General features: G+C 57.1%; 23 protein-coding genes, 1 tRNA gene and 1 pseudogene. 7 read left to right on the top strand and 18 right to left on the bottom strand.

Annotated elements, in window-relative coordinates:
• The first annotated feature begins 666 nt into the window (after positions 1-666).
• Positions 667-1,554, top strand: a complete 888-nt coding sequence (locus ACHPFG_RS11280) for an MBL fold metallo-hydrolase (protein WP_431702445.1) — start codon at positions 667-669, stop codon at positions 1,552-1,554.
• Between the two features lie 69 nt (positions 1,555-1,623).
• On the opposite strand, the gene ACHPFG_RS11275 is transcribed toward ACHPFG_RS11280, so the two are convergent.
• The 6 genes from ACHPFG_RS11275 to ACHPFG_RS11250 form a co-directional block, all read right to left on the bottom strand.
• Entirely contained in the window at positions 1,624-1,854 is a 231-nt protein-coding gene (locus ACHPFG_RS11275) for a hypothetical protein (RefSeq protein WP_431702443.1), read from the bottom strand.
• Between the two features lie 222 nt (positions 1,855-2,076).
• Positions 2,077-2,152, bottom strand: a tRNA-Gly gene (locus ACHPFG_RS11270).
• Between the two features lie 60 nt (positions 2,153-2,212).
• Positions 2,213-2,773 (bottom strand): CDP-diacylglycerol--glycerol-3-phosphate 3-phosphatidyltransferase, encoded by a 561-nt coding sequence (gene pgsA, locus ACHPFG_RS11265; RefSeq protein ID WP_027603207.1) that lies wholly within the window; start codon positions 2,771-2,773, stop codon positions 2,213-2,215.
• Positions 2,774-2,805: 32 nt separating this feature from the next.
• Complete coding sequence (gene uvrC, locus ACHPFG_RS11260; RefSeq protein ID WP_131698885.1) at positions 2,806-4,629, bottom strand: excinuclease ABC subunit UvrC; 1,824 nt, start codon at positions 4,627-4,629, stop codon at positions 2,806-2,808.
• 1 nt (position 4,630) lies between these two features.
• A complete protein-coding gene (gene gacA / locus ACHPFG_RS11255) occupies positions 4,631-5,272 on the bottom strand; it encodes a response regulator transcription factor GacA (protein WP_003190387.1) in 642 nt (213 codons plus the stop codon).
• Positions 5,273-5,422: 150 nt separating this feature from the next.
• Positions 5,423-5,788, bottom strand: coding sequence for a helix-turn-helix domain-containing protein (locus ACHPFG_RS11250; protein WP_431702440.1), 366 nt, complete (start codon positions 5,786-5,788; stop codon positions 5,423-5,425).
• 82 nt (positions 5,789-5,870) lie between these two features.
• Here ACHPFG_RS11250 and ACHPFG_RS11245 point away from each other — a divergent pair, with 82 nt between their 5' ends.
• Positions 5,871-6,107: a DNA-binding protein gene (locus tag ACHPFG_RS11245; protein ID WP_131698887.1), complete on the top strand. Its 237-nt coding sequence runs from the start codon at positions 5,871-5,873 to the stop codon at positions 6,105-6,107.
• 35 nt (positions 6,108-6,142) lie between these two features.
• Here the strand turns inward: ACHPFG_RS11245 and ACHPFG_RS11240 are convergent, their stop codons facing one another.
• Positions 6,143-6,574 (bottom strand): GNAT family N-acetyltransferase, encoded by a 432-nt coding sequence (locus ACHPFG_RS11240; protein ID WP_431702438.1) that lies wholly within the window; start codon positions 6,572-6,574, stop codon positions 6,143-6,145.
• Entirely contained in the window at positions 6,575-7,324 is a 750-nt protein-coding gene (locus ACHPFG_RS11235; protein ID WP_431702436.1) for a carbon-nitrogen hydrolase family protein, read from the bottom strand.
• Between the two features lie 624 nt (positions 7,325-7,948).
• Here ACHPFG_RS11235 and ACHPFG_RS11230 point away from each other — a divergent pair.
• Positions 7,949-9,025, top strand: a complete 1,077-nt coding sequence (locus tag ACHPFG_RS11230; RefSeq protein WP_431702434.1) for a 3-deoxy-7-phosphoheptulonate synthase — start codon at positions 7,949-7,951, stop codon at positions 9,023-9,025.
• A gap of 164 nt (positions 9,026-9,189) precedes the next feature.
• Here ACHPFG_RS11230 and ACHPFG_RS11225 read toward each other — a convergent pair whose 3' ends face one another.
• From ACHPFG_RS11225 to ACHPFG_RS11190, 8 genes are all read right to left on the bottom strand, one after another.
• Positions 9,190-9,612 (bottom strand): chemotaxis protein CheY, encoded by a 423-nt coding sequence (locus ACHPFG_RS11225; protein ID WP_431702431.1) that lies wholly within the window; start codon positions 9,610-9,612, stop codon positions 9,190-9,192.
• Positions 9,613-9,746: 134 nt separating this feature from the next.
• The gene (locus tag ACHPFG_RS11220) at positions 9,747-13,361 is read right to left on the bottom strand and encodes a transporter substrate-binding domain-containing protein (RefSeq protein WP_431702429.1); all 3,615 of its coding nucleotides are present in this window, start codon (positions 13,359-13,361) and stop codon (positions 9,747-9,749) included.
• A 1-nt stretch (position 13,362) separates the two neighbouring features.
• Positions 13,363-13,992: a response regulator transcription factor gene (locus tag ACHPFG_RS11215; RefSeq protein ID WP_281111778.1), complete on the bottom strand. Its 630-nt coding sequence runs from the start codon at positions 13,990-13,992 to the stop codon at positions 13,363-13,365.
• Positions 13,993-14,260: 268 nt separating this feature from the next.
• Positions 14,261-14,977 carry an MgtC/SapB family protein gene (locus ACHPFG_RS11210; RefSeq protein WP_431702426.1) on the bottom strand — a complete coding sequence of 239 codons (717 nt, stop codon included), beginning with the start codon at positions 14,975-14,977 and terminating at the stop codon, positions 14,261-14,263.
• A 16-nt stretch (positions 14,978-14,993) separates the two neighbouring features.
• Positions 14,994-17,699: a magnesium-translocating P-type ATPase gene (gene mgtA / locus ACHPFG_RS11205; protein WP_431702424.1), complete on the bottom strand. Its 2,706-nt coding sequence runs from the start codon at positions 17,697-17,699 to the stop codon at positions 14,994-14,996.
• 512 nt (positions 17,700-18,211) lie between these two features.
• Complete coding sequence (locus tag ACHPFG_RS11200) at positions 18,212-18,814, bottom strand: GNAT family N-acetyltransferase (protein WP_145337115.1); 603 nt, start codon at positions 18,812-18,814, stop codon at positions 18,212-18,214.
• Positions 18,815-18,836: 22 nt separating this feature from the next.
• Positions 18,837-19,274 carry a T6SS immunity protein Tdi1 domain-containing protein gene (locus tag ACHPFG_RS11195; protein WP_145337114.1) on the bottom strand — a complete coding sequence of 146 codons (438 nt, stop codon included), beginning with the start codon at positions 19,272-19,274 and terminating at the stop codon, positions 18,837-18,839.
• A 24-nt stretch (positions 19,275-19,298) separates the two neighbouring features.
• Entirely contained in the window at positions 19,299-19,643 is a 345-nt protein-coding gene (locus ACHPFG_RS11190; protein WP_065926228.1) for an FKBP-type peptidyl-prolyl cis-trans isomerase, read from the bottom strand.
• 398 nt (positions 19,644-20,041) lie between these two features.
• Between ACHPFG_RS11190 and ACHPFG_RS11185 the strand changes: the two genes are divergently transcribed.
• Positions 20,042-20,287, top strand: coding sequence for a DUF6124 family protein (locus ACHPFG_RS11185; protein WP_131699975.1), 246 nt, complete (start codon positions 20,042-20,044; stop codon positions 20,285-20,287).
• 157 nt (positions 20,288-20,444) lie between these two features.
• Here ACHPFG_RS11185 and ACHPFG_RS11180 read toward each other — a convergent pair whose 3' ends face one another.
• Together ACHPFG_RS11180 and ACHPFG_RS11175 are read right to left on the bottom strand one after the other, a co-directional pair.
• Positions 20,445-20,846 (bottom strand): type II toxin-antitoxin system HicB family antitoxin, encoded by a 402-nt coding sequence (locus tag ACHPFG_RS11180; protein WP_431702421.1) that lies wholly within the window; start codon positions 20,844-20,846, stop codon positions 20,445-20,447.
• A gap of 54 nt (positions 20,847-20,900) precedes the next feature.
• Positions 20,901-21,084 (bottom strand): annotated as a pseudogene (locus ACHPFG_RS11175) (type II toxin-antitoxin system HicA family toxin).
• A 320-nt stretch (positions 21,085-21,404) separates the two neighbouring features.
• On the opposite strand from ACHPFG_RS11175, the gene ACHPFG_RS11170 reads away from it, so the two are divergent.
• The 3 genes from ACHPFG_RS11170 (at position 21,405) to ACHPFG_RS11160 (ending at position 25,548) form a co-directional block, all read left to right on the top strand.
• Complete coding sequence (locus tag ACHPFG_RS11170; RefSeq protein WP_431702419.1) at positions 21,405-23,354, top strand: flavin monoamine oxidase family protein; 1,950 nt, start codon at positions 21,405-21,407, stop codon at positions 23,352-23,354.
• 122 nt (positions 23,355-23,476) lie between these two features.
• On the top strand, positions 23,477-24,364 hold the full coding sequence (locus ACHPFG_RS11165; RefSeq protein ID WP_131699976.1) for a nitrilase family protein: 888 nt from the start codon (positions 23,477-23,479) through the stop codon (positions 24,362-24,364).
• Between the two features lie 14 nt (positions 24,365-24,378).
• Entirely contained in the window at positions 24,379-25,548 is a 1,170-nt protein-coding gene (locus ACHPFG_RS11160; RefSeq protein ID WP_431702417.1) for a hypothetical protein, read from the top strand.
• Positions 25,549-25,775 lie beyond the last annotated feature (227 nt).

Here is a 25,775-nt window from a genome sequence, read left to right as displayed (position 1 = left end):
GGGCGTCGATAAGAAACTCCAGCCTAAAGCCGTTGATCTAGAGTCCTGTCAAAATGTTTTTCGGGACCCGGACATCCTGTGAAGGAGTTTCAATAGATTAAAAAAACCTTTAATAACATGAAGTTATTAAAAGAATCAGTCCGCCGCCGTCCGTCAAATTCCACTGGTATCCAGCGCTCGCGATATCCCTGCCCAGAGCGCTAGGTGCCGTGTATGCATGCGCGCCCAACTGCAGGTACAGCGCCGGGAAGCGGCTCAACAAATGGGCTGACTATTTAGACCAAATGCGGCACAACGCTGCGCGACTGACCACAGATTGACGACGGCTCAGGCTGGGCCATCGATCCCGCTTTTTCTGAGGGCGGATCCACGATCAACGTGACTACGCGTTTTCAGATTGAGCTGATGCGGGCGCAAATCTTCCGGCCTCAATGAATAGCGGCCGTCATCCATGTTTCCGAACCATCACTAGTTGCGTAGGACGGGTTGCCTTCCCCCTCACCCGCCTGGATGTGAATCAGCATTGTAGGAAGACTTCCCTTTAGAGTCGCAAAGGTGCGTAAGCGGACAACTTGGTCATCAAAGTGACAAGACCTTGACATTCTGAATCGATCGTTCCAACATAAGCATAATAAAATCGATAGCACAGCAAAAGGCATATTGCACATGGAAAAAACAGCATTTATTAAGAAGTTATTATTAACTTGCGCCCTTCTGCTCGGAGCGGGAATAGCTTCCGCCAACCAATCAGCCAAAGTCCTCAATCTAAATTTTCATGTATTCACCTCAGAGGACGATGGATTTTTTGATAACTCGGTGGTTGTTGAGGGCGATAACGAACTCTTACTAATTGACGCACAGCTTACCCGAGCGAATGCGCTCGAAGTCCTCAATTTGATACGGTCACTCAAAAAGGACCTCAAGCAAATTTATATTACTCACGAGCATGCTGACCACTTCCTCGGTTTAGAGGTTTTTAAGGACGCCTTTCCACGTGTGGAGATCTTAGCCAACTCTAAGGTCGCGAGCCGTATAGATGAGGTGTACAAGGCCAAGCTTGAAAAATGGCATGGGCTACTGTCGTCAAAGGCAGCTACCCGTGAAGTCCCCATCACTAGGTTTGATGGGGATCAACTCAGTATTGAAGGTACAAAAATCGAGATCCGTAAACATCTCCAGGGGGACACTGATGAGAACTCCTACCTTTGGTTTCCAGAAGAGCGCGTCGCGGTTGTGGGTGACATGGCCTATGACCAAATGCACGTCTATACCGTAGAAACGACTCCTGAGAGTCGAAAGCGCTGGGTTCAAAATCTCGATGCGCTTGCACAGCTAACGCCTAACATCGTCATCCCAGGGCATAACTTCCCGAATAAAAAGCTTGATGCCTACAGCGCAATTAATTTCACAAAACAATATCTTTTAGCATTTGAAGAAGAACTTTCAAAATCAAAAAACCGCGCAGAACTTCAAAACCGCATGAAAATAAAATACCCAGATGCAGAACTTTTCTTTAGCGTTGAAAGAGCATCCGCCAAGTTTTTTGATCAATAATATTTATTGTGCGATGCGCTCCCTGGGCTGACGGATGTCCCCCACAGCGGCAGACATACGCGGCTATTTCTATATATGATTTTTAGGCCACGCCAGCATTGCCAGGTCAATGAGGCGGGCAAGTGTCTGGCTAGTAACACCGACTGAAGGCAGATTTACAATGGCCTGTAATACTCCAAAGTAATACCACGCCAGCAGATCGAAATCGACATGCTGCTCGATCTCACCCTCCAACTGCCCATGAGTCAAAATGTCCACAAAAATCTGTCGCTGCTGAACTGTCGTTTCTGAGAGTGCCATCGCAAGTTCCTGAACAAAGTCAGGGCCAGATGCTCCTCTCGCTATACAATCTGCTCCAGCAATAAACCGATTCAGTGCTCATCAAAATTCTGGACTCAATCCTGGACTTAAACGCACCGGATAGTGCTGGATTTCAGTGGTTCCCGCCGGAACGAAAAAAGGACCCGAAGGTCCTTATTTCAATCACTTACAGAATTCAGTGGAACTCTGTAGCGCAATATTTGGAGCGGGAAACGAGACTCGAACTCGCGACCCCGACCTTGGCAAGGTCGTGCTCTACCAACTGAGCTATTCCCGCTTGGTGATGCGCATTCTATAGAATCCTCAGCACCCGTCAACCCCTTGATTCAAAAAAGTTTTATTTCTTTTCAACGGTGGTGCGCAGATGCGGCCAGGCGGCGCGCAGATATTGGAGCATGGACCACAGGGTCAGGCCCGCTGCGATCAGCAGCAAGGCATAGCCAGTCAGTACCCAGAACGAGAAGTCCGACGGGTTGGCCAGCAGGATGACCAGCGCGAGCATTTGCGCGGCGGTTTTCCATTTGCCCATGTTGGACACAGCCACGTGGGCACGGGCGCCGATTTCGGCCATCCATTCGCGCAGGGCCGACACGACGATCTCGCGGCCGATGATCACGGCGGCCGGCAGGGTCAGCCACAGGTTCCCGTGCTCCTGCACCAGCAGGACCAGGGCGACGGCCACCATCAGCTTGTCAGCCACAGGGTCGAGGAACGCGCCGAAGGGCGTGCTCTGCTCGAGGCGGCGCGCCAGGTAACCGTCGAGCCAGTCGGTGGCGGCCGCAAAGGCAAACACTGAACTGGAGGCCAGATAACTCCATTCGTACGGTAAATAGAACAACAAAATGAAAATCGGGATGAGCAGGACACGTAGAACGGTAATCAGATTAGGGATATTCATCGGCACAACTGGCTACGAGGTGGAAAGGCATTCTATTCGCTATGCAGATTCGCATAAATCAGCTCAGCGAGCTTTTTACTGATACCGGGTGCTTTGGCTATCTCGTCAATGCTGGCACGGGACAGCTCCTGCAAGCCACCAAAATGTTTAAGCAAGTCGCGACGCCGCGTCGGGCCTACCCCTGCCACCCCTTCCAGGGTTGAGGTTCGCCGGGTTTTGCCACGACGGGCGCGATGGCCGGTAATGGCGAAACGGTGGGCTTCGTCGCGAATCTGTTGAATCAAATGCAACGCGGGCGAGTCGCCCTTCAAAGTGAACTCATGGGCGGCATCATTCAAGTACAACGTCTCGAAACCCGCCTTGCGCGTCGCGCCCTTGGCCACGCCCAGCAGGATCAGGTCCGGCACCGCCAGCTCGTTGAGCACATCACGGGCCATCGACAACTGGCCCTTGCCGCCGTCGACCAGGAGGATATCCGGCAACTTGCCCTCGCCGTCCTTCAACTTACTGAAGCGGCGCGTGAGGGCCTGGTGCATGGCGGCGTAGTCATCGCCAGCGGTGACGCCTTCGATGTTGTAGCGCCGGTAATCGGACTTGATCGGCCCTTCCGGTCCGAACACCACGCAGGACGCCACCGTGGCCTCGCCACTGGAGTGGCTGATGTCGTAGCACTCCAGGCGCTGGGGTGGCTCTTCCAGGTTAAGGACTTCAGCCAGGGCGTCAAAGCGGGCGGCGACGTGCTGCCGGTTAGCCAGGCGCGCGCTCAGGGCTTGCTCGGCGTTGGTCACCGCCAGTTGCTGCCAGCGCGCGCGGGTCCCGCGTACACGGTGGCTGATGTCCAGCTCGCGGCCGCGCAGTTCGTGGATCGCTTCGATCAACGCGGGGAAGTCTTCGTGCACCACATTGACGATCAACTCCGACGGCAGGTCGCGCTCGGGGCTGCTCACGTAATACTGGCCGAGGAAAGCGGCCATGACTTCGGCGACTTCCTCGTCAATACCGGTCTGCGGAAAGAAGTTCTTGCTGCCCAGCACCCGCCCACCGCGCACGCTGATCAAGTGCACGCAGGCACCGCCCGGGTTGACGAAGGCCGCGATCACGTCGACGTCGCCGGTGCCGCCTTCCATGCTTTGCTGGTCCTGGACACGGCGCAGCAGCGAAATCTGGTCGCGCAGCTCGGCGGCACGTTCAAAATCCAGGGTACTGGCCGCCTGCTCCATGGCTGTGGAAAGCTCATCAGTGAGCGCATTGCTGCGTCCCTCGAGAAACATCACCGAATGGCGCACATCCTCGGCGTACTCCGCCGGCTCAACCAACCCCACACAGGGCGCCTTGCAGCGCTTGATCTGGTACTGGAGGCAGGGCCGGGTACGGTTCTTATAGAAACTGTCTTCGCACTGGCGCACAAAAAAGGTTTTTTGCAGCAGGCTCAGGCTTTCACGAATGGCCCCGGCGCTGGGATAAGGCCCAAAGTACTTGCCCTTCGCCTTCTTCGCCCCACGGTGAATGCTCAGGCGTGGGAAGTTACCGTCGGATAAAAACACATAGGGATAGGATTTATCGTCACGCAGCAGAATGTTGTAGGGCGGCCGCCATTCCTTGATCAGCGTCTGCTCAAGCAGCAGCGCTTCGGTTTCGTTGGCGGTGATGGTGGTTTCGACCTGGGCGATACGCGCCACCAGGGCGGCGGTTTTCGGCGCGAGACCGGTCTTGCGAAAGTAACTCGCCAGACGACTTTTGAGGTTTTTGGCTTTACCAACGTAAAGCAGGCGTGCCTCGCTGTCGAACATGCGGTACACGCCAGGGCGGCCACTGCAGGTTGAGAGAAAGGCACTCGGATCAAACGGTGTGGTCATGTCAGGCGCTGGCGTCCACCATGCCGTGACGCACCGCGAGCAAGGTCAATTCTACATCACTGCTGATGGCGAGCTTCTCGAAAATGCGATAACGGTAGGTGTTGACGGTCTTGGGCGACAGGCACAGCTTGTCGGAGATCGTCTGCACCTTCTGGCAACCGACAATCATCAAGGCAATCTGGATTTCCCGCTCCGACAGCGCATCAAACGGCGAGTCGCTGGTGGGCTGGAAGGACTTGATAGCCAATTGCTGGGCGATCTGCGGGCTGATATAGCGCTGGCCGGCAAACACCAGGCGAATGGCCTGGACCATTTCCGCCAAGCCCGCACCTTTGGTGAGGTATCCCGCAGCGCCGGCCTGCAGCAAGCGTGTCGGAAACGGATCTTCCTCGCACACGGTCACCACCACGACCTTGATGTCCGGATGGCTGCGTAGCAATTTGGTCGTAGCGCCAAGACCGCCGATCCCAGGCATCTTGACGTCCATCAACACCACATCGGGTTTCAACTCCCGGGCCTTGATCAGGGATTCCTCACCTGACTCGGCCTGACCGACTACTTGCAGGCCATCGATGTCAGCCAGCATTCGTGTAATGCCTGTACGAACGAGATCATGGTCATCGACTACTAGCACCCTAATCAAGCAGACACCTCGCGAAATGGTCTTATAGGTTGCTGAACACCTTAGCAAAAAACCAAGGCGCAGACCTAATAGCACGCGTCATATAGAAAGAGATTGATTGAGCGATAGCCATCCGCCGAGCGGCGGATGGCTTAATTGCTGGGCAAAGCGTCAGGAATCCTGGGGCTGTGGCTTGGCTTTTCCATTCATCGCAATCGAGTGCTCGGCCAACGTTGACGTCAGGCGACGGATCGCAGCCTGGTCTTCCTCGAACATTGCGCGATAGTCCCCGAGAACTTTCTCTTCGATCTGGCTCAAATTCTCCCACTGAATGGGCGTGGCTGCGCCAGTCAACACGTACAGCACATCCACACCTCTTTCGGCGACACGAGACAAGTAATCGGCCTTAGGTGCACGCCCTCCACTTTCGTATTTACCTTGTGCGTTGGCTTCAACGCCCCCGATCTCACCAAACACTTTTTGCGACAAGCCAAGCCGCTCCCTTTCTTGCCTTAAACGCGAACCGATTCCACTCATTTGGATGTATGATCCTATTTGGCACACCCCAAGAGGTGACACGCTCATCTCTTTATTAAACAAACTTGAACGGTTTTGAACTATGCCCGGAATCCGTACCGCTGCACAAGCCAAGGCCTGGCTGGAACATCAGGGAAAGTCAGTTCAAGCGTTCGCCCGTGAACATGGCGTTGATCCGGCAACCACCTACCAAGTGCTCGCTGGGCGCAAAAAGGGACGGCGTGGGGAGGCCCATAAGGTAGCGGTCCTTTTGGGCATGAAAGAAGGGATCATCCTTGCTGAGACTGCAGGCCTGAACAACGATCATGAAATCGACTGAGGCCAGTATGCGCTTATAAGGAATAGGTGCACGTTTTAGCTTGAGCGACAAACACGCTCCATGCGCCAGAAGCAGTCGTCTTCACCAACGATGCTGAACCCCATGCGCTGATAAAGCCGTCTGGCCGGGTTAGTCTTGAATACAGTCAAACGCAATAGTCCCAACGCTTGCGCCTTGAGCGCCATCTGCTCCAACACCCAGCTACCCGCGCCTGATCCGCGATACGCCTCCAGCATATGTAACTCGCGAATATAGAGGGCCCGACTGTCGCGGCTCAGACTGATAAAGCCGAAGACGCTGTCGTCCCGGCAAATCAGCCAGTTTTCCCGGCCGGCCCAGGCCGTATCGAAACCTTCGTTAGACCACCACAACCCATACTCCACGTAGTAGCGAGCCATGGCTTCGTGGGTCAGCTTTCGGGCAAATGGAAGGTCTTGGTCCGTTGCCGCGCGCAGGTGAAACGCCATTTATAGAGCCATCACTTGGCTAGCCCAGCGCCCGCCATCGCGGCGAGCAATCAGCAACGCATCGCCCACGCCAGGTACCGCGGCAAGCAAACTGCCATCGGCGGCCCAGATTGCACTGCGCCCGGCGCAGGCCCAGCCACCCGAAGGGCCACCATGATTGGCCATCAACACCAGCAGGCCATGTTCAGCGGCATAACCTTGGAGCAGCGCACTGTCTGTGGCGTAGCCGCCCTCACTGATCAACACTCCGGCGGCATACACCGTGGCGCCCGCTCGCGCCGCGGCACGAGGATGACTGGCTTGGGAAAAGTCTGCGCACACCGCCAGCGCAATTCGCTCATCCCCCCACTCAAGGACCGCACCGCCCTGCCCTACAACGAACACAGCCTCTTCGCCGGCATGCAAATGCTGCTTGGTGTAGACCGCCAGGGAGCCATCCGCTCCCAGCACCAGTGCACCGATCAACACACCTGCCTCGGGCGTCAGTCGGATCGGCATTCCCACCACCACCGTCAGTTGCAGCTCACGCGCCATCTCGCGCAGGGGCGCCAGCACCTTGTCCTCTGGCGCAATCGCCAATTCAGCGGCCAGCGACGGCTCATACCCTGTCAACGACAACTCGGGGAACACCAGTAATTGCACACCCTGTTCCGCCGCCGTGCGCATAAATGCGAGGTGCCGTTCAATATTGGCTGGGACATCGCCCGCGATGGAAATGGATTGAGCAGCAGCAAGGGTGAAGGCAGTCATGGTCGCGTCCAAGCAATCAGTATCAAAGTGCAAACAGCATATCGGCACTCACCCCATAGCCGTAAGTCCCCCACCGCAATAGAAATTACTGATTGAATCTCCCTGCGTGGCTCGAGTAAGCTCCCCCCATACATTTGGAGACACACCATGTTGCAACTCACCCACACTCAGGTTTGCCCTGCTGCCAGCGCCCAGCGCTCGGTGTCGGCTACCCGTGTGAACGGTTCGAGCGCACTGGCCAGCTTTTATTTTGGGTATTGGTTTAGCCACTGGCGCGCCTGATACCTGAAATCGGCGCCCACTACTCAAGGGGTCGCCTACCAGAGAAATCTAACCCCCGGTCGGCTCCCCGACCGGGGGTTTTGTTTTTTCAGGTCTCCATAAACTTTTCAGCTTGATCAAGAACACTTAAAGGAATCACGACATGAACTACGCCACCTATTACCGCTACGACACCTGCACTGCATGGCGATTTAGCAAGCTCCGCTCGGGACAGCCTGCCGCCTCCGATCGGTCACCTATCGGTGGCAAACCAACACACGTAGCCGATACGGCGAATTGTCGAACACCCCAGTAGGCCAAGCGTGCGGGAATAGCCCGCCGCTTGCCCAGGAAGCCTTGAATATGAACTCCTCCGTCGCCGCCCTGCCCCTCTCTGCCTTGAACAGCGCCCTGGCCAGCGCCAATGAAGCCCTGACCCAGCGTCTGCCCAGCTCACTTGAGCTCAAGCACCAGTTGCCCCTCAGCCCGTTCCTCAACGAGCAGATCCACGCCCATCGCCAAGCCGTGCGCGCCATCCTCAATGGCGAAGATTCACGCTTGCTGGTCATTGTCGGTCCGTGCTCCATCCATGACCCGGAGTCGGCCATGGAATACGCCCGTAACCTGAAGAAGCTGGCCCTGGAAGTCAGCGACCAGATGCTGCTGGTCATCCGCGCCTACGTCGAAAAACCACGCACGACTGTCGGTTGGAAAGGCCTGGCCTACGACCCACGCCTGGATGGCAGCGATGACATGGCCGCAGGCCTGACCCTGTCCCGCGAGCTGATGCGCGAAATGCTGCGCCTGGGCCTGCCGGTCGCCACCGAGCTGCTGCAACCCATGGCCGCCGGCTACTTCGATGACCTGCTCAGTTGGGTGGCGATTGGCGCACGCACCACGGAGTCGCAGATCCACCGCGAGATGGCCAGCGGCCTGGGCATGCCCGTGGGCTTCAAGAACGGCACCGATGGCGGCGTCGCGATTGCCTGTGACGCCATGCGCTCGGCGTCTCACCCGCACCGCCACTTCGGCGTCGACAGCCAAGGCCACCCGGCAATCATCCAGACCTCAGGCAACCCCGACACCCATCTGGTACTGCGTGGCGGTCACCGTGGGCCGAACTACGATGCGCAGAGCGTGGCGCGGGTAAGACACGACCTGGCCAAGTCCAAGGTCACCCCTCGGATCATGGTCGACTGCAGCCATGCCAACAGCGGCAAGGACCCGCTGCGCCAACCTGCCGTGTTCAACGATGTGCTGGAGCAACGCTTGCAGGGTGACACCTCGCTGATCGGCATGATGCTCGAAAGCCATTTGTTCGAAGGCTGCCAGCCGTTGAGCCCGTCGATGAAATACGGCGTGTCGGTGACCGATGGCTGCCTCGGCTGGACCGCCACCGAGCAGTTGTTGCGTGCGGCTGCCGAGCGCCTGCGCGCTTAAGGCTGATCGATCAAGGCGCTGCTGCCGCAGGTACGGCGCCTCATGACAGCGTCCGGCGCACTGGCCATTCGTGACATGCAGGCAAGCGTCCTTTTCGGATTCGACGGTATTTCGGAGCGGGGCCAGCGCTCGACCAGCCCCAAGGGCATTGCGCCAAAGTGGGACTAAGCCCCGGCCACCGGTGCGCGGGATAATTCGCGCAGCCACGGCAACACCCGCAGGCCGGCAGTGGCCGCGGGTGGGTCGATGATATCCATGAAATGTTCGAGATTGACGTTGTCCGGCACACCGGGCAGCCGCACCAGCACCGCCGGCGCTACGCCGGGGGGTGCGCCGAGATCCAGGTGATCGTAGACCAATACATGGCGCACCTGGGGCTGAGGCCCACAGGCTTGGGCCGTCAGTCCCGCATTGATGATCAGCACGTCGAAGGGTTCGGCCGGGATGGCGGTGAGAATCTGGATTTCTTCGAAAGTTTGCACCGGCACGATCCGGTGATACCCCAACTGATTGAGCATTTTTTCGATGTACAACCGTTGCAGGTGTTGTTCATCAGCAATCAGGATGGTCAGTGCTTTGTTCGGCATGGCAAACCCCTGGGCAGGCAGCGCTCGTCAGTGAGCGAGGCCCATTGTCCAGACATATCCCGAAGACAAAATCAGGCATGTTCCCCCTTCGTGTAGGAGTTCTCCCAAATCAACCGAATGGCCAGCTCCCGCAGTCAAGCCTGATTGCCGTAACGGCTCAAGCTGTGATGCAACTGTTCGATGGCCACGTCCATCGCCTCTACCGCGGCGCCCGCTGCATCGCTGTCATGCCGTTCACACACGCTCTCCAATGTCTCGCAGCACGTGATCAACACCTGGGCCTTGACCATGCGCGCGCCCCCTTTGACGCGATGAGCCAGGTCATGGAGTCTGGCGAAATCAGCCGGCGATTTCAGGCGCGGCAACAGCGCACGGTCTTCTTCGAGGCTACTGAGCAACGGCGTCAGCAGCTCGTTGAGGGCATCCTTATCGCCCTGCGTCAGCACGATCAGTGAACTTAAATCAAACGCCACCTCCACTTCATCCGTTAGCGCACCAGCGGTCCGTGATGCCAGCGCCAGGCGCAGGTCCTCAAGCCCGGTCGGCTTGAACAGGCAACCGTCCATGCCTGCTTGCCGGCAGCGTTCGGCTTCCTGCGACAATGCATTGGCGGTGAACCCGAGGATCAGGCACGGCGCCAGCCCACGCTGGCGTTCCTGTGCGCGAATATCACGCGCCAACGCATAACCGTCTTTGAAGGGCATATTGCAATCGGTGATCACGCCGTCAAAATGCCCGACCTGCCACAGTGAAAATCCTTGGGCGCCGTCCTCGGCCAAAGTGATGCGATGCCCCAGGAAACTCAGCTGTCGCGCCAGTAACAAGCGGTTGGCCGGGTAGTCATCCACCACCAGAATGTTCAACCCGCGTGCTGGCGGAATGTGCGGGACCGGGACACTGACCGGCGCCGCCGTGGTCAGCGCCAGCGTCAATGTCACATCCACCCGCGTGCCCTTACCCAGCACACTGCTCAAGTGCAATTGACCGCCCATCATCTCGCACAGGTTACGACTGATCACCAACCCCAGGCCCGATCCGCTTCGCGCTGGCTGTTCGTTGTTGCTGCCCTGGATAAACGGGTTGAACAAACGCTGCTGATCTTCGGCACTGATGCCAATACCCGTGTCCTCCACCCACAACCGCAGGTGCAACTGGTCGTCGGTCAACACCGGTGCCCCCTGGGCGCCCAGGCGCACCTGGCCGGAGGTGGTGAACTTGATCGCGTTACCCAACACATTGGACACCACCTGCTTGAAGCGCAGCGGGTCAACCAGCACTGGCCGGTCGATCAATGGGTCGAGCTCCACCTGCAACACCAGGGCCTTGTCCCGCGCCAGCCCCTCGAACACCCGCGCCACTGAGGCCAGCAGTTCGTACAGATTGGCCGGTTCCAGGCTCAGGGACAGGTGGCCGGATTCGATTCGCGCAATGTCGAGAATATCGCCGATCAACTCCAGCATGCTCCGGGACGCCACCGACGCAACCTCCAGCGCATCGCGGTCAGCCACGCCCTGCTCGGCATTCTTCAGGGCCAGTTCGATCATGCCGATCACCGCATTCATGGGAGTGCGAATCTCGTGGCTCATGGTCGCCAGGAAAGTGGTCTTGGCACGGTTTGCGGCGTCGGCCTCCTCCTTGGCTTCCTGCAACTGCCCCAGCAAGCGCTGGCGCTCGCTGACATCCACCCAGCCGGCGATCATACCCACGACGCTGCCATTGCTATCACGGTACGGGAGCATCCATTGGTAGATGGTCAACACCTCGCCGCCGGGCGCCTTGAGCACACGGTCATGGACCTGCGGCTCGCCCAACTCCATCAACCGCAAATAATCGGCATGGAACGATTGAGCCTGGGGCGGGTTACCCGTGTCGGTTTCCACCACGGTCTTACCGATGACGTCCTCCAACTTGAAGCCGAACACATCCAGGTAGGCGTTATTGCAGGCCATCAGGCGGCCCAGGCGATCGCGCACATAGATCGGGTGCGGCGTACCATCGATCAGCACGCTCATAAAACGCATCTGGTCGCTCAAGGCACGCTCGGCCTGGGCGCGCTTGCGAATCAGGCTGCGCAGGTAGAACACCCATCCCAGCGTGACCAGCAGCAGCAGCGCGGCCAAGCCAAACCCCTGGAGGATGATGTTGCGGTGACGCATCCAATAGTTGTCTTCGATGATGATCTCGCTGCGCCAATGGTTGGTCAGCTCGTCCATTTCTTCAGGGGTAATGCTCAACAAGGCCTTGTCGAGGATCGAGTACAGCTCCAGTTGGCTGCGGTTGACCCCGAAGGTAATGCGAGCTGGCTCACTCCCGACGGTGCTGGTGATGCGCAGGCGCTTGCGGTAATTGCGGGCGATCATGTAGCGCGCGCTGATCAGTGAAACCGCCGTCGCATCGACGCTGCCCTTGGCCACCAATTCCATGGCCTGCTCTGGGTTCTCCACATCGACAAACCCGATGTTTGGGTAGTCCCGGCTGATTTGCGCGGCCAGGCTGTTGCCGCGAATAATCGCCATGCGCTTGCCGGGCATATCTTCCAGGGTCACCAGATGCTCATCGTCGGCGCGTACCACCAATACGTAGGGGCTGGACAAATAAGGTCGGGTAAATCGGATTTTTTCGGACCGCTCGTCACTTGGGGTGACGACCGCCAGCATGTCCACGCGACCGACACTGGCCTGGTCAATTTGCTGAGGCAGCGAACTGCCCCGCGCCACATCAAATTTCAAGCCTGTGCGCAAACTGATGCGCGACAGCACCTCGGAGCTCAACCCTTCGAATTGCGCGTGTTCGTTGAAAAAAGACAACGGCACGAATTTGTCGAGCACCGCCACTTTCACCCGTGGATGCTTCTCCAGCCAGCGCTGCTCACTTTCGCTCAAACGCAGTTGCTCGGCCTCCAGGAATCCGCTGCCGCCGGCACTCCAACGGCGCAGGATTTCCATCTGCTGATTAGCCGGAACGGCGGCCAGCGCGGTGTTGATGATGCCCAACAGGCGGGTATTGTCCTTGGCGAAAGCGAACCCGAACGGGTTGACCTCCAACGCGGAAAAATTCGCCATACGCACGTTATTAAGATGGTTCTTGTTGATCAGGTAGCGGGTGCTGATGGCGTCACCCAGGTACACATCCGCCTGGCCGAACGCAACGGCACCAATGGCTTCGAAGGTCGAGGCAAACAAGAGCAATTGCGCATCGGGGTAAAAAGCCTGGACAGCCTCGGGCTGCATGTAGTGATAGAGCATCGCCACGCGCTTGCCCGCAAGGTCAGCCTTCAGCGCATGGTTCTCCCCTGCGCGCGTCACCAGCGCGGGTTGGTCATTGGCGTAGGAACGGGACAGCACCAGCTTCGGGTCGGCTGCCTCAAACCCATTGGCCGACCCCACAAAATCCACTGCGCCGGCCTTGAGGGCATCGATTACCTCATCGCGGGTGTCATAGCGCTTCACATCGATCGTGATATTCAGCGCCTGGGCGACTAACGCCGCATAATCGGCCGTGATGCCTTCAAGCTCTTCGTTGTTGCTCAGGTCAAAGGGCGCGTAGTCGGGAGCCGACACCCCCATCGACAGCGTGCGGCGCTCGCGCAACCAGCGCCAGTCGGCTTCGTCCAATACCAGGGAAGGGTTCTCAAGGGTGGAGTGGCCCAGAAGTTTCAGATCGTGCGGTTCCTCCAAGGCCATCACCGCCCAGGGCAACAGCCCCATCAGCAGGATGACCGCGCATTTCACCCGCCGGGAGGTGATCATTTCAGATCAGATGATTGCGCTGGGCAAACTTGGACAGATGCACCACCGACGACATACGCAACTTCTCCTTGAGCCGCGTCTTGTAGGTGCTGATGGTCTTGTGGCTTAACAGCATGTCCTCGGCAATTTCCTTGTTGCCCAGGCCCAGGGCCAGCTTTTGCAGGACGGTCAATTCGCGATCGGATAACGCCTCCACCAACTCCTGCTCGGTCGATTGCAGGTCGTCGCGACGCACCGAACTGGTGGGCAGGCTGGGGAAGCAACTGTAGCCGGACCTGATCGCCCGGATCGCCTTTTGCAGCTCATCCAGTTCACCGGTCTTGGCGACAAACCCCATCGCCCCGGCGCGCATGCAGCGAGTGGAAAAGAACACCGCCAGATACGAGGTCAGCACCAGGATCCTGCAGGGCAACTCCAGCGCCTTGATCCGGCTGATCACCTCCAACCCACCGAGCTTGGGCATCGCCAGGTCGAGAATGACCAGGTCCGGACGTTCTTCGCGAGCAATCTGCATGGCGTCAGCGCCATTACCCGCTTCGTAGATGGTATCGAAGCCTTCCTGCTTCAACAGATACTTCACGGTGGCACGTATAAAAGGGTGATCATCCACGATTAAAGCTTTGTTGCTCATAAGACTCCCCTGGGAAGATCAGTACGCTTACATATCACGCGAGACCTCACTACCTGTGAAAAGTAACAGTTCCGACAAGCGGTACTGAATACTCCGTACAACACCTCAGGCAGTAAGGCCCCTCCTTTTGCAAAACACAGTAAACATGTGAAGCCACGCCTTGATTCCTGAACAGGCGCAAGCGCGCAACCTTAGCAACCGCGTGCTTTTTCCAATGAAGGGATAATCTCGACTAAATGTAGGACTTTTCCCCAGAGTCCTCCAGAAGCTACTCGGTGGTGCTGGGGCTCCAGAAGGCCTGTACCACCAGGGTCGACCTGGAAATTCGCGCCACCAGAGCGTCCAACTCGTCACCATCTACCGAGGTCACTGCCAGGGTGGCTTCGATTTCAACTTCCTCGGCGCCGAACGGTCGCACATCGACATCGCTGGCCGGGTAGTTACAGCGCGCCAGTTCAGCTTCCAGCAATGCCAATACCGCGGTTTGCTGGGTACGCCGGGCAATCACATAGAGGATGTTGGTGACCTCCGCCGACACCACATCCAGCGGTTGGCGGTTGATGTTATTGACGATGGGCCGCAGCAGCGTATTGGCCGCCAGCACAAACAGCGTGCCCAGCAACGCTTCGAGGACCAGGTCGGCCCCCGCGCATGCCCCCACCGCCGCCGACGCCCAGAGCGTGGCGGCGGTGTTGAGACCGCGCACATTGCCTTCCTCGCGCATGATCACACCGGCCCCCAGAAAGCCGATGCCCGACACCACATACGCCACCACCCGCACCGCGCCTTCCGCACCGCCGAGGCGGTTGGCCATGTCGACAAAAATCGCCGCCCCCACCGCCACCAGTACGTTGGTGCGCAGGCCCGCCGTGCGTTGGCGGTACTGGCGCTCGAAGCCGATCAGACCACCGAGGATAAACGCGGCGGTGAGGCTGACCAGAGTATCGACCAGGGAGTCGAGGTTGATGTTGTTGATTGCTTGCATGGGAAACCGTCCCTGTTCATTGCCAGCCAAATTTACGGACGTAGTAGCCCTTTACCGCCTGGGTCAGCGCCATGTACGCCAGCAGGATCACCGGCAGGAACACAAAGTACAGCGACGGCAGCGCCTGCAATTTGAAGTAATGCGCCAGCGGCCCCATCGGCAGGAAGATCCCCACGGCCATGATCACGCCGGTCATCACCATCAACGGCATCGCCGCGCGACTTTGCAGGAACGGGATTTTCGGGGTGCGGATCATGTGTACGATCAACGTCTGGGTCAGCAGGCCCACCACGAACCAGCCGGACTGGAACAGGGTCTGGTGGTCAGGCGTATTGGCATCGAAGACGTACCACATGAGTGCGAACGTGGTGATGTCGAAGATCGAACTGATCGGCCCGAAAAACAGCATGAAGCGCCCCACGTCCCCCGGCTGCCAGCGTTGTGGCTTGGCGAGCATGTCCTCGTCGACGTTATCGAACGGGATCGCGATCTGCGAAATGTCATACAGCAGGTTTTGCACCAGCAGGTGCATCGGCAGCATTGGCAGGAACGGGATAAACGCACTGGCCACCAACACCGAGAACACGTTGCCGAAGTTGGAGCTGGCCGTCATCTTGATGTACTTGAGCATATTGGCGAAGGTGCGCCGGCCCTCCAGCACGCCCTCCTCCAGGATCATCAGGCTCTTTTCCAACAGGATGATGTCGGCGGCTTCCTTGGCGATGTCCACCGCGCTGTCCACCGAGATACCAATGTCGGCCGTACGCAACGCCGGCGCGTCATTGATGCCGTCGCCCATAAAGCCCACCACATGCCCGTTGGCCTTGAGCAGACGCACGATGCGCTCCTTGTGGCTTGGCGTCAGGCGGGCGAACACATTGGTGGTTTCCACAGCCTTGGCCAGCTCGGCGTCGGTCATGTCCTCGATGTCGTTGCCCATCAACAGGCCCTGTTGCTCCAGGCCCACTTCGCGGCAGATTTTGGCGGTGACCAGCTCGTTGTCGCCGGTCAGCACCTTGACCGCCACACCATGGGCTTTCAGCGCCTTGAGAGCGGGCGCGGTGCTTTCCTTGGGTGGATCGAGGAAGGCGACGTAACCGATCAGCGTGAGGTTGTTTTCATCCGCCAGGCTGTAGGTATCGCGCCCCGGCATCATGGGTTGCGCGGCCACCGCCACCACCCGCAGGCCTTCTTCGTTGAACGCGGCAGTGACCTGGCGAATGCGCGCCAGCAAGTCGTCGGTCAGCGCTTCGTTGACCTCGCCATGGCGCACGCTGTTGCACACCGAGAGGATCTCCTCCACCGCGCCTTTGCAGATCAGCAAATGCGGCTGGCCCTGCTCCGCCACCACCACCGACATGCGACGGCGGTTGAAGTCGAACGGGATCTCATCGATCTTCTGAAACGCGGTGCCGACCTTCAGCTCGCGATGCACCTCCACATGCTCCAGCACCGCCACGTCCAGCAGGTTTTTCAGGCCGGTCTGGTAGTAGCTGTTGAGGTAAGCCATCTCCAGCACATCGTCAGACTCTTCGCCCCACACGTTCACGTGACGCGCCAGGAAAATCCGGTCCTGGGTCAGGGTGCCGGTCTTGTCGGTGCACAGCACATCCATCGCGCCAAAGTTCTGGATCGCATCCAGGCGCTTGACGATAACCTTCTTGCGCGACAGGAATACCGCGCCCTTGGCCAGCGTGGATGTGACAATCATCGGCAGCATTTCCGGGGTCAGGCCCACGGCAATCGACAGCGCGAACAGCAGCGCTTCGGTCCAGTCGCCCTTGGTGAAACCGTTGATGAACAACACCAGCGGCGCCATCACAAACATAAAGCGGATCAGCAGCCAGCTGACCTTGTTGACGCCCTGCTGGAACGAGGTGGTTGCACGGTCGGTGGCAGTCACGCGTTGGGCCAGCGCACCGAAATAGGTGCTGTTGCCGGTGGTCAAAATCACCGCCGTCGCGGCGCCGGACACCACGTTCGTGCCCATGAACAGGATGTTCTCCAGGTCCAGCGGGTTGCGGGTGTTGGTGTCGCGCTGCTGGGCGAACTTCTCCACCGGCATCGATTCACCGGTCATCGCCGCCTGGCTGACGAACAGGTCCTTGGCACTGAGCACGCGGCAGTCAGCGGGGATCATGTCACCGGCCGAGAGCACGATCAGGTCACCTGGCACCAGCTGTTTGATCGGCAATTCGACGCGCTTGGCATCATCCCGGCGCAATACCGTGGCGGTGTTGCTCACCATGGCTTTCAAGGCATCGGCGGCCTTGTTGGACTTGGCCTCCTGCCAAAAACGCAGCAGGGTCGAGAGCACCACCATGGAGAAAATCACCGTGGCGGCCTTCATGTCTTCGGTCAGCCAGGAAATCACCGCCAGCAAGGTCAGCAGCAGGTTGAACGGATTTTTATAGCAATGCCACAGGTGCACCCACCACGGCAGCGGCTGCTCGTGCTCGACTTCATTGAGGCCGTATTGCACGCGCAGGGCGTCGGCTTCCAGGCTGTTCAAGCCCTCGGTATGGCTGCCCAACGTACCGAGCAATTGCACGGCACTGCTATTGGCCGCGACCACCAGGGTTTGCGCCAGAGTGGGCGGCACTTCGCGGCTGACGCTGGCATCGGTCACGGTTTCGAGCATCGCCAGGCGGCGGAAATGCCGGGCGATATGCCGGGTCCGCAAGAAGCCGGCGAAGAACTCTTTCAACAGAGTGAGGTTCATGGTGTGTTACTCCTGCGCGAGGAAAAAACCGTCGTGCAGGTACTGCCTGTCCCACCGCGCCCGTTTCATAGGCACAGTCAGGTCGGCCGCCCGCCCTGAAAGGCAGGCGCGTCCGTAGCATCCCGAGGTTAACCGGGTGCTGGTCAGCGTCGATGAGAGGGATCGGACAACAGCCAGGACTGGCCGCTGCCGGGATGCCGCTTCTCGCTAGGTGGCGAGACAACGGCATCGAAAAAATGCGCGTTATCTTGCCAAGTATGTGCCGGTTACCGAGACCGGCCGACAACTGTCACTCGAACAAGTACCCACTGAGGGTCTCCGCTATTGATGAAAACGCGCGAAGCTTACGCCCCGATTTAAGGAGAGTAAACCGTAGGAAAGTTTCCATATGGTGAATAAGAAGATTCTTCAGGGAGGGTTCAGAAAGCGGTCATCCTGAACCTGGCGAAGATCAAAGGAGGGTAAGCCATTTCAGTCGAGCGCATTCCTGTGGCGAGCGGGGCCTCCCACACTTACGGTGTACAGGGTCGATCCCGCTCAACCAACGCCAGGTAATCCTTAACCTGTCCACCCGCCAACGCCTTAACCTGAATCGACACCCTGTTCACCTGCCGCCCCATCGTGATCCCGTCCCGCGTGCGCACGGATACATACCCAAGCTTGGGCCAGAAGCGTTCGGCTTTGGTATTGCCGACCACCACCGACAGCCGCAGCCACTGGGCGCCATTTTCCAACGCCCAACGTTCAAGGTCTGAATGCAGCTGCTGGGCAAGCCCGGTGCCATGCCAGCGCGAATCGACCAGCAGCAAACCGATATGCCACACCCCATCAGCCAGCAGATCCGCCGCGATATTCACCACGGCGACCAGCGTCTCGTCCGTACCGCGATAACCCAGCCAGTGCATCCGACTGCACGCCCACCCCGCCGGCAATTGCACCTGCAATTCGTCGCACGCTTCGGTCAGCGTGGCAGGCTCGCCGTTGACCGCGATGAAGTAATCCGGCGCGTGCTCAAAAAACTGCTGTAGCTCAACTTCGTCAGCCAGGGTAAGCGCCACGACTCGAATATCGGGGAAGGTGTTCAGAGGAAGTTGAGTCATGCAATCCACATCCATGAGGGGCTGTCCTTACAAGCGACTAATCCACAATCTTGAGTTTCACTTGCGCGCCGTCGGGCAAATCCTTGATCTCACGTGCCAGATCACCGCAGAACCGAAGCTGCTCGATATGATCAAGTTGACGCACATTGTCGATGGCGTACTCGCCGCCCAACACCGGCGAAATAACGAAATGGTAAACCTTGCCCTGCGCTAACGGCCCCAGCATCTCCTCGGCCTGATCCACCATCGATTGCAGGTACCAGTCGTGCAGAAAGGCCTGATCCCTGGAGACCTCCTCCAAGGCTTCACGGGTCTGGGCGATCACTTCGCAGGAAAGTGCCTCGGGGCACACTCGCCAGTAGCGACCCTGTTCGTCCTCGACCATCAAATTGCCAAACGCCGTAGCGCCTACGACCTCAACAGGGTCAATGCCCGCCCAACCCCAGCTGTCGCGTATTGCGTGAAGTATGTTCATGCAGCCTCCTTGCGTCGAAACGACTCAATCATCCCGCGTCAGCACTTCCAACAACTCAATCTCAAAGCGCAGATTGCTGTTGGGCTTGATATGCGCGCCCATAGACCGTTCGCCATAGGCCAGGTGCGCCGGCACAAACAACCTGCGCACCCCGCCGACCTGCATGCCCATCAATCCCTGGTCCCAGCCCTTGATCACCCGCCCGGTGCCGATCACACACTGGAACGGCTTGCCCCGCTCCCAGGACGAATCGAAGACCGTACCGTCTTCCAGGGTGCCGGTGTATTGGGTGGTGATCAGCGCGCCCTTGACCACGGCTTTGCCGGTGCCTGGGCGAGTGTCGGTGATCTGGAGTTCGTCGGGGCTCATGGTAGTTCTCGTTGAAGGCGTAAAGGCTGGGGTTTTCCCAGAATCGGTGGGGTTTGGCAAGTGTAGGAACAGTCGCAGCCGTGACATTTCCCTTTAACTTGCAGGACGTTTCCGAGAGAATCCCAAGCGCTTGCGCCGCTCAAATCACGTGGCTAGTCTTCGGCGGTCACTGCTAATTCAGTGACTCGGGGTTTGGTAGACCACGAGTGATTAGGCGCTAAGCGCCCCCTTCTGCAAGGCGCTTTTTTTCGGCCCTGCGTTATGGTGGCCGTGCGCAGGGCACCTTCGGGTGCACCGGGTCCTAATCACCGGTCTACCAATCTGCGTACGGTCACCACCCTAAACATCGTTTGGTAGCGATGGTGGTGACATTCCAATTTAGATTAGGAGTTGAACCCATGGATAAACTCGTCCCCGCCCCACCCGCCCCAGCACTGCAATTCTTCACCACCACCCCAGACCTCAGCTTCGAAGACGCCCTGGCCCACGCCAGCAGTGTGCTACGTTGCGCCGCCGTTGCCGCACAGACGGCGGGGGATCAACTGGACGGCCCTTCACGCACGCTGGTGCTGTCGGTCATGCACCTGGTGGACATGGCCAGTGTGATGGTTGACCGGTCACTGGAGTGTGTGCAGCCACGCTAAAAGCACAGTGGGTCTCTGTGGCGAGGGGGCTTGCTCCCGCTGGGCTGCGCAGCAGCCCCGTTGCTTTAGTACTGCCCCCCACAAAAACCCCGTAGATATAGCGTCGGCCCGACTTGAACACGCCATAAGCCGATACAGAGTGCTCGCTTGTGCTTACTTACGCAGGGAGCTCACGCAGCGCTGCCGTCGCCAAAAAACCTGACCGCGATGCATAGCGATGATCCTTTTGCACACGCTCGTCAATCCGCTGCAAGAGGTGTTCCGGCAGAGAGGCATTGAACCGCACTGATTTCCCCAGATAAGGCGTGAGGTCAAAGTCGACTATCGCCCAGACACCACCGGCAAAATCCGGATTACCCAAATGGGCATCAACCTCCAGCGCCTGAGGAAGCTGTTCCTGATCGGCAACCAGGCCTTCGAGGTGCAGAGCCAATGCCTCACGTACATTGTCCAGCGCTTCGGAAAAAGACCCGCCTGCCGAGAAACACCCCGGCACATCAGGGACGGTCACGCTGTAATCCGAATCAGCATCTTTGTGTACTACCACTGGGAATTTCATTGTTCCTCCTCTGACCGAGCCCGTGGGAGCTCGCCCAATTCATCCAGCAGGCAATTATTTGAGACCGGCTGATTTGAAAATACTGTGCAGAGTGCCCTTGGCTATCTCTGACTTGGGATGAGGGACGGTGACTCTTCCCCGCCTCGCGAGGTGCTTGAACTGATGATGACTGCCCTTCACTGCCACCTCAAACCAACCATCCGCAACCAGCAGGTCAATCACCTGCTCGACTTCTCATCGCCTCACCCTTGGGTGTGTATACACACCCCACTAAATGGTAATGCGTTTTTTGCACACACGAGACACACGGATAAAAAATCTTGCGACTTGATGATGACGGCGGGTAAATCCCTTACGCCAGTGAAGTAATAACAATCTTTGTGCTCTGGATCGCTCTCACGCGGAGCGTGGAACAATCAAATACTCGGGCCAGTCCCCCTTCACCTACAACAGAACACGACATACCCTAGCCAAAAATCACATCCTGCTTATTGTCTCTTCCAGAACCTATATTCAACCTATGAGTAGAAAATCAATTCTGAACGAGAAAGATCAAAAATGACCATCGGTTCAAACTTTAATTATCCAGCAGATATAGCCCCACAAGGTCATCGTAAAAAGCGCACTGTAAAGAATAAATGGAGGGCACGATTCCCTAGCCCGCCAGATTTGTGTTTCGATTACCGAGCATTGGTAGAGCAAGAAAACGGCGTTGCTCAAGCGACCGACACTGCTCACAAAATTTGCATTATTGGTGCGGGAATTACAGGTTTAACAACTGCACGCGAGCTGCATAGGTGCGGTTTCAAAAATATTACACTAATAGAAAAGTCAAAGCGTATAGGCGGTCGACACCTGACAGCTCTTGGTAGTAATAATACGAATACTGTCGGTCGCCCTCCTTTTGAGATGGGCGCAATGAGAATGCCGTTCTTCAATAGATCAAATGAGCAGCCCAAAGATGGTCGTTCGCTTATGGCGTATTACGCAAATGCATTTGAATTAGTCTGCTCCGACTTTCCAAACCCCGGCAGCCCCAGCGTCCACTCAACTGGAATCTACCTGAGAGAAGGGAGCCTGGAAGGAGACAGTGAACCCACAATGCTTATCTGGAAAAACCCAAACGGAAAAACAGCACCACCCGGTGAAATCTTAGGGTCCGTTTTTGCGAAGTGGAAGGCATTCGCTGAACGGATGACGCTGCACGTTTCCGAGCATTTCGGCTCTGACGGTTGGGAAGACATGTGGGATGCCATAGTAAAAAAATATGAAGGCATGTCATTTCGTGACTTGGTGAAGATGCCAACCATCGATCACTGGCGGCAAAGTGATCCTGGCAACTTTGGCGGAATGGGGATGACCGCACAGGAGTCGGCTGTTTTTTACTCAATAGGCATTGGTGATGGCAGTTGGGGAGCGTTCTATGATGTCTGCTCGATTTACCCAATACGCACGGCGATATTTGGTTTTAGCAGTCATTTGCAACTGATCCACGGCCGTGTGAACTCAGAAGGTGCCCCCATGGCGTCACCTTATCTTGACGTCACAGAGACAGTTGACTCGAGAGGCCTAAAATTTAATAAACCAAATTACATTGGTCTTGGCTCACTGGCCGAATCCCTGCTTTTTATAAAATCGCAAGAGACCACCGAATCATTATATGAACACTTACTGAAAAGTCCGTACGGTTTGCTGACCAACAGTGCTGCAACGAAAATAAAAAAACTTGAGAATGGAAAAACAAGGGTTTACTACGACTGGAATACTACTCAGCCGAGTAAAACAAAAAGTGAATTTATCGATGTCGATTCACTTGTAATCACCCTTCCATCATGGCTGATAGAAACACAAATTCTCATCGAGAATTTCAGCCAAGATATGCTTCCCTTCGAAACAATCGCAGCCTACAAAACGGCTCATTGGGAAACCAGCTGCAAGGTGTACGCCCCCCTCAAAAAATCTTTCCTCTCACTCAATAAAAACATACCTCAAGCTATTGTAACCGACAGCTTCATACATGACGTCTACACTTATCGCTACAATGGAAACCACACTTACGACTGTATCCTCTTAAGCTACACGTGGGAGGATGATGCAACAAAGCTTTCGCTGTTCAGCGACGAAGAACTGGTCGACAAATGCATAGAGGAGCTGGACAGGATACTTTTGAAGTCAACAAATATTAAAAAACGCATTTCTCCTTATATAGGACGTGACCAAGCAATCGTTCAGCGCTGGATGAACGATAAACACGCCCTTGGCTGTGCAAAACTCTATCGCCCTGGCACCTACTACGACGCCGTAGGCCTGATGAAATACAACAGGGACTTTTCTCTCACATCCGGGCTTTATCTTTGTGGTGAATCTTTTTCTGTGGATGCTGGCTGGACAGAACCTTGCTTCAGAGGCGCCATTGATACTGTGATCAATATCTGCAACAAGACCCAAGCAAAATTCAATGGAGATTTTTGCATGCAAGATTATCCAGAGTACAAGACAGAGACTTAAACTACATCAAGAGAATCCGGCTACGTCACAACAGGAATTATCTGACTTTTCTTTAAACATTTCTTCACCTCTTATAAACATCCAACCAAAATCCGGTTGCATAACAATAAGAGGTCACCCCCATGAACGAACCAACAAGCCCTGCCCGCGTCGCCGTCATTCAGTTCAACCCACAGGTCGGTATAGCCAACCGAAGCGACAACCTGCGTCAAAGTCTTCTACTGGCGACTGAAGCAGTAAACGGCGGCGCCAATCTGATCGTGCTGCCGGAGCTTTCCAACTGCGGCTATTTCTTCAGCAGCCGCCAGGACGCGTTTGATCATGCAGAGGCAGTGCCGAACGGACCGAGTGTGCGGGAATGGATCGACTTTGCCTGCAAGCATCAGGTGTATCTGGTCGCCGGTCTTAGCGAAATCGATGGTATGCAGCTGTTCAACACAGCCGTATTGCTGGGGCCCGACGGGTTCATAGGCAAATACCGCAAAGCCCATTTATGGAACCTGGAAAAGCTTTGGTTCACCCCGGGGAATTCTGGTTTTCCAGTGTTTGAAACGCCGATCGGTCGTATCGGCCTGCTGATCTGCTGGGACATCTGGTTTCCGGAGGTACCGCGCATTTTGAGCCAGCAAGGCGCCGATATCATTTGCAGCTTGAACAATTGGGTGTGGACACCCCCACCGTTGTTCGATGAGGCAGGAAAGTGCATGGCGTCGTACCTGACGATGACAGCTGCACATGTGAACAACGTATTTATCGCGGCCGCGAGCCGCATTGGTGAAGAGCGGGATGCCCGCTATCTCGGATGCTCCTTGATTGCAGGGACAAATGGCTGGCCAATCGGCGCCGTGGCTTCGGCCAATCGCCAAGAGATCCTGTTCGCCGACATTGACATCACCAGCGCCCGCAGCGCGCCGATCTGGAACAGCCTCAATGATCTGCAGCGGGACCGTCGCAATGATCTTTATGATCAGATGCTCGGGTATTCCCAACACCCTGCCCTGCCTCGCTGAGAGGAGGGCACATTATGGAAAGGTTATTTACCAAGAAAACACCGATCTGCTCACGGGTGGATATCACAGTGGTTGCACTGGGACTGGTCGCAACCTTGCTCGCGGTATGGGTTGTAGCCAGTCATCGGGGTTCGTGGCCAGGATACAGTGAGATGGTGACGGCCCTACCCCACCCCGCCGCCTGGTTGCGGTGGGTAGTGGGAGATATCAGCGAAGTTGCCTTCTACAAGCATGAACTCGCGTCACTGGGCCTATTGAGTGGTGCCTATCTGGCTTGGTGGGCGAGCAAGCGCGGCAAAGCCTGGCAGGGCTTTTCCATTTGCTATGGCACCGGATTATGGCCTTGGGTGGTGACCAGTTCGTTGATCGGGCTGTTGCTGAGCAACCTGCTGTGGGGTTGGAGCGTTACCGCCGAAACCTGGCAGCCTACGTTTGCGGCGTTTGTTTCATTGCCAGCAGCGATAGTGCTCATGTTTGGCAGCGGTTGGAAGGTCGCCCTCAATGGTGCAGTGCTGGGAGCATTGCTGGTTACTCCATTGTGCTTGTTGATCGTCAATCTGGTGTGTGTGCCACTGGGTTTACCAGCCGTGGTCGGTAATGTGCTGGGCATGGCTATCGGAAGCGTCATCGCATTTGCACTGTGTCGTCGGGTGCCCTCGCTGGTGCGTTCGGACGCTATCGCTCCAGACCGACCGATACCTGTTACCCCGCCCAGTTACGGAGTGTTCTGGAGCCTGCGCCGAGTGCTGGCGGACTTTTCCGAAGCCCCCTTTTTTGGAAATGAGTTGGCCAGTCTCGGACTGTTGGCAGGCGTGTTACTTGCCTATGCCCTCAACCCCATGAGCCCGGCTTATGGCTCCGGCCTGCTTTTGCACATGGTAGGAGCGCAGGCACTGACGTCGGCTTTTGGCGTAGTGATCTGGCGCCATCAATGGATAAAGCGGGGTTGGTATCCCACCTATGTACCGTTGGTATCTGTGGTACCGGCAGCGGTGTTGACCCACGGTGGCAGTTGGATGGTGGTGACTTCAAGTGCATTGCTGGGCGCACTGGTCGCACCGCCGTTGGCCTGTGCAATTGCAGCGAGACTGCCTGCCCATTTTCATCCATACATTGGCAATGTAGTTTCAATGGCCTTGAGTACGTTGATGATTGTGCCGATCATAGGTTGGCTGGCAACTTGAAAGGTGTGGTTAGGGCCCCCCCTAACCACCTTTGAACACATCAACCGATCAAGCCAACGTTACCCGACGCATCGTCAGCGCCACTCGACCCACAAAGAAACTCAACGCCGCACGCGACAGCTGCTTGGGCGTCACCTCACGGGATCCCTGCTCGGCCTGTGGCTTCAGCTCCTCGTCCTCGCACAAATGCACTACGCCATCTGATGCATTCGCACCCCATGCCGGCC

Origin of the sequence: Pseudomonas sp. BR20, from assembly GCF_050780135.1 — a bacterium.
Taxonomy (GTDB): Bacteria; Pseudomonadota; Gammaproteobacteria; order Pseudomonadales; family Pseudomonadaceae; genus Aquipseudomonas.
This window is presented reverse-complemented; position numbering and strand designations above follow the sequence as displayed.

Excerpts from the sequence above, each read along its gene's own strand:
- pgsA (WP_027603207.1), bottom strand. The coding sequence starts at position 2,773 with ATGAATATCCCTAATCTGATTACCGTTCTACGTGTCCTGCTCATCCCG.
- ACHPFG_RS11240 (WP_431702438.1), bottom strand. The coding sequence starts at position 6,574 with ATGGCGTTTCACCTGCGCGCGGCAACGGACCAAGACCTTCCATTTGCC.
- ACHPFG_RS11235 (WP_431702436.1), bottom strand. The coding sequence starts at position 7,324 with ATGACTGCCTTCACCCTTGCTGCTGCTCAATCCATTTCCATCGCGGGC.
- ACHPFG_RS11165 (WP_131699976.1), top strand. The coding sequence starts at position 23,477 with ATGAACGAACCAACAAGCCCTGCCCGCGTCGCCGTCATTCAGTTCAAC.
- ACHPFG_RS11245 (WP_131698887.1), top strand. The coding sequence starts at position 5,871 with ATGCCCGGAATCCGTACCGCTGCACAAGCCAAGGCCTGGCTGGAACAT.
- ACHPFG_RS11210 (WP_431702426.1), bottom strand. The coding sequence starts at position 14,977 with ATGCAAGCAATCAACAACATCAACCTCGACTCCCTGGTCGATACTCTG.
- ACHPFG_RS11180 (WP_431702421.1), bottom strand. The coding sequence starts at position 20,846 with ATGAAATTCCCAGTGGTAGTACACAAAGATGCTGATTCGGATTACAGC.
- ACHPFG_RS11185 (WP_131699975.1), top strand. The coding sequence starts at position 20,042 with ATGGATAAACTCGTCCCCGCCCCACCCGCCCCAGCACTGCAATTCTTC.
- ACHPFG_RS11190 (WP_065926228.1), bottom strand. The coding sequence starts at position 19,643 with ATGAGCCCCGACGAACTCCAGATCACCGACACTCGCCCAGGCACCGGC.
- mgtA (WP_431702424.1), bottom strand. The coding sequence starts at position 17,699 with ATGAACCTCACTCTGTTGAAAGAGTTCTTCGCCGGCTTCTTGCGGACC.
- ACHPFG_RS11195 (WP_145337114.1), bottom strand. The coding sequence starts at position 19,274 with ATGAACATACTTCACGCAATACGCGACAGCTGGGGTTGGGCGGGCATT.
- ACHPFG_RS11250 (WP_431702440.1), bottom strand. The coding sequence starts at position 5,788 with ATGAGTGGAATCGGTTCGCGTTTAAGGCAAGAAAGGGAGCGGCTTGGC.
- uvrC (WP_131698885.1), bottom strand. The coding sequence starts at position 4,629 with ATGACCACACCGTTTGATCCGAGTGCCTTTCTCTCAACCTGCAGTGGC.
- ACHPFG_RS11220 (WP_431702429.1), bottom strand. The coding sequence starts at position 13,361 with ATGATCACCTCCCGGCGGGTGAAATGCGCGGTCATCCTGCTGATGGGG.
- ACHPFG_RS11215 (WP_281111778.1), bottom strand. The coding sequence starts at position 13,992 with ATGAGCAACAAAGCTTTAATCGTGGATGATCACCCTTTTATACGTGCC.
- ACHPFG_RS11230 (WP_431702434.1), top strand. The coding sequence starts at position 7,949 with ATGAACTCCTCCGTCGCCGCCCTGCCCCTCTCTGCCTTGAACAGCGCC.
- ACHPFG_RS11275 (WP_431702443.1), bottom strand. The coding sequence starts at position 1,854 with ATGGCACTCTCAGAAACGACAGTTCAGCAGCGACAGATTTTTGTGGAC.
- ACHPFG_RS11170 (WP_431702419.1), top strand. The coding sequence starts at position 21,405 with ATGACCATCGGTTCAAACTTTAATTATCCAGCAGATATAGCCCCACAA.
- ACHPFG_RS11225 (WP_431702431.1), bottom strand. The coding sequence starts at position 9,612 with ATGCCGAACAAAGCACTGACCATCCTGATTGCTGATGAACAACACCTG.
- ACHPFG_RS11160 (WP_431702417.1), top strand. The coding sequence starts at position 24,379 with ATGGAAAGGTTATTTACCAAGAAAACACCGATCTGCTCACGGGTGGAT.
- ACHPFG_RS11280 (WP_431702445.1), top strand. The coding sequence starts at position 667 with ATGGAAAAAACAGCATTTATTAAGAAGTTATTATTAACTTGCGCCCTT.
- ACHPFG_RS11200 (WP_145337115.1), bottom strand. The coding sequence starts at position 18,814 with ATGGATGTGGATTGCATGACTCAACTTCCTCTGAACACCTTCCCCGAT.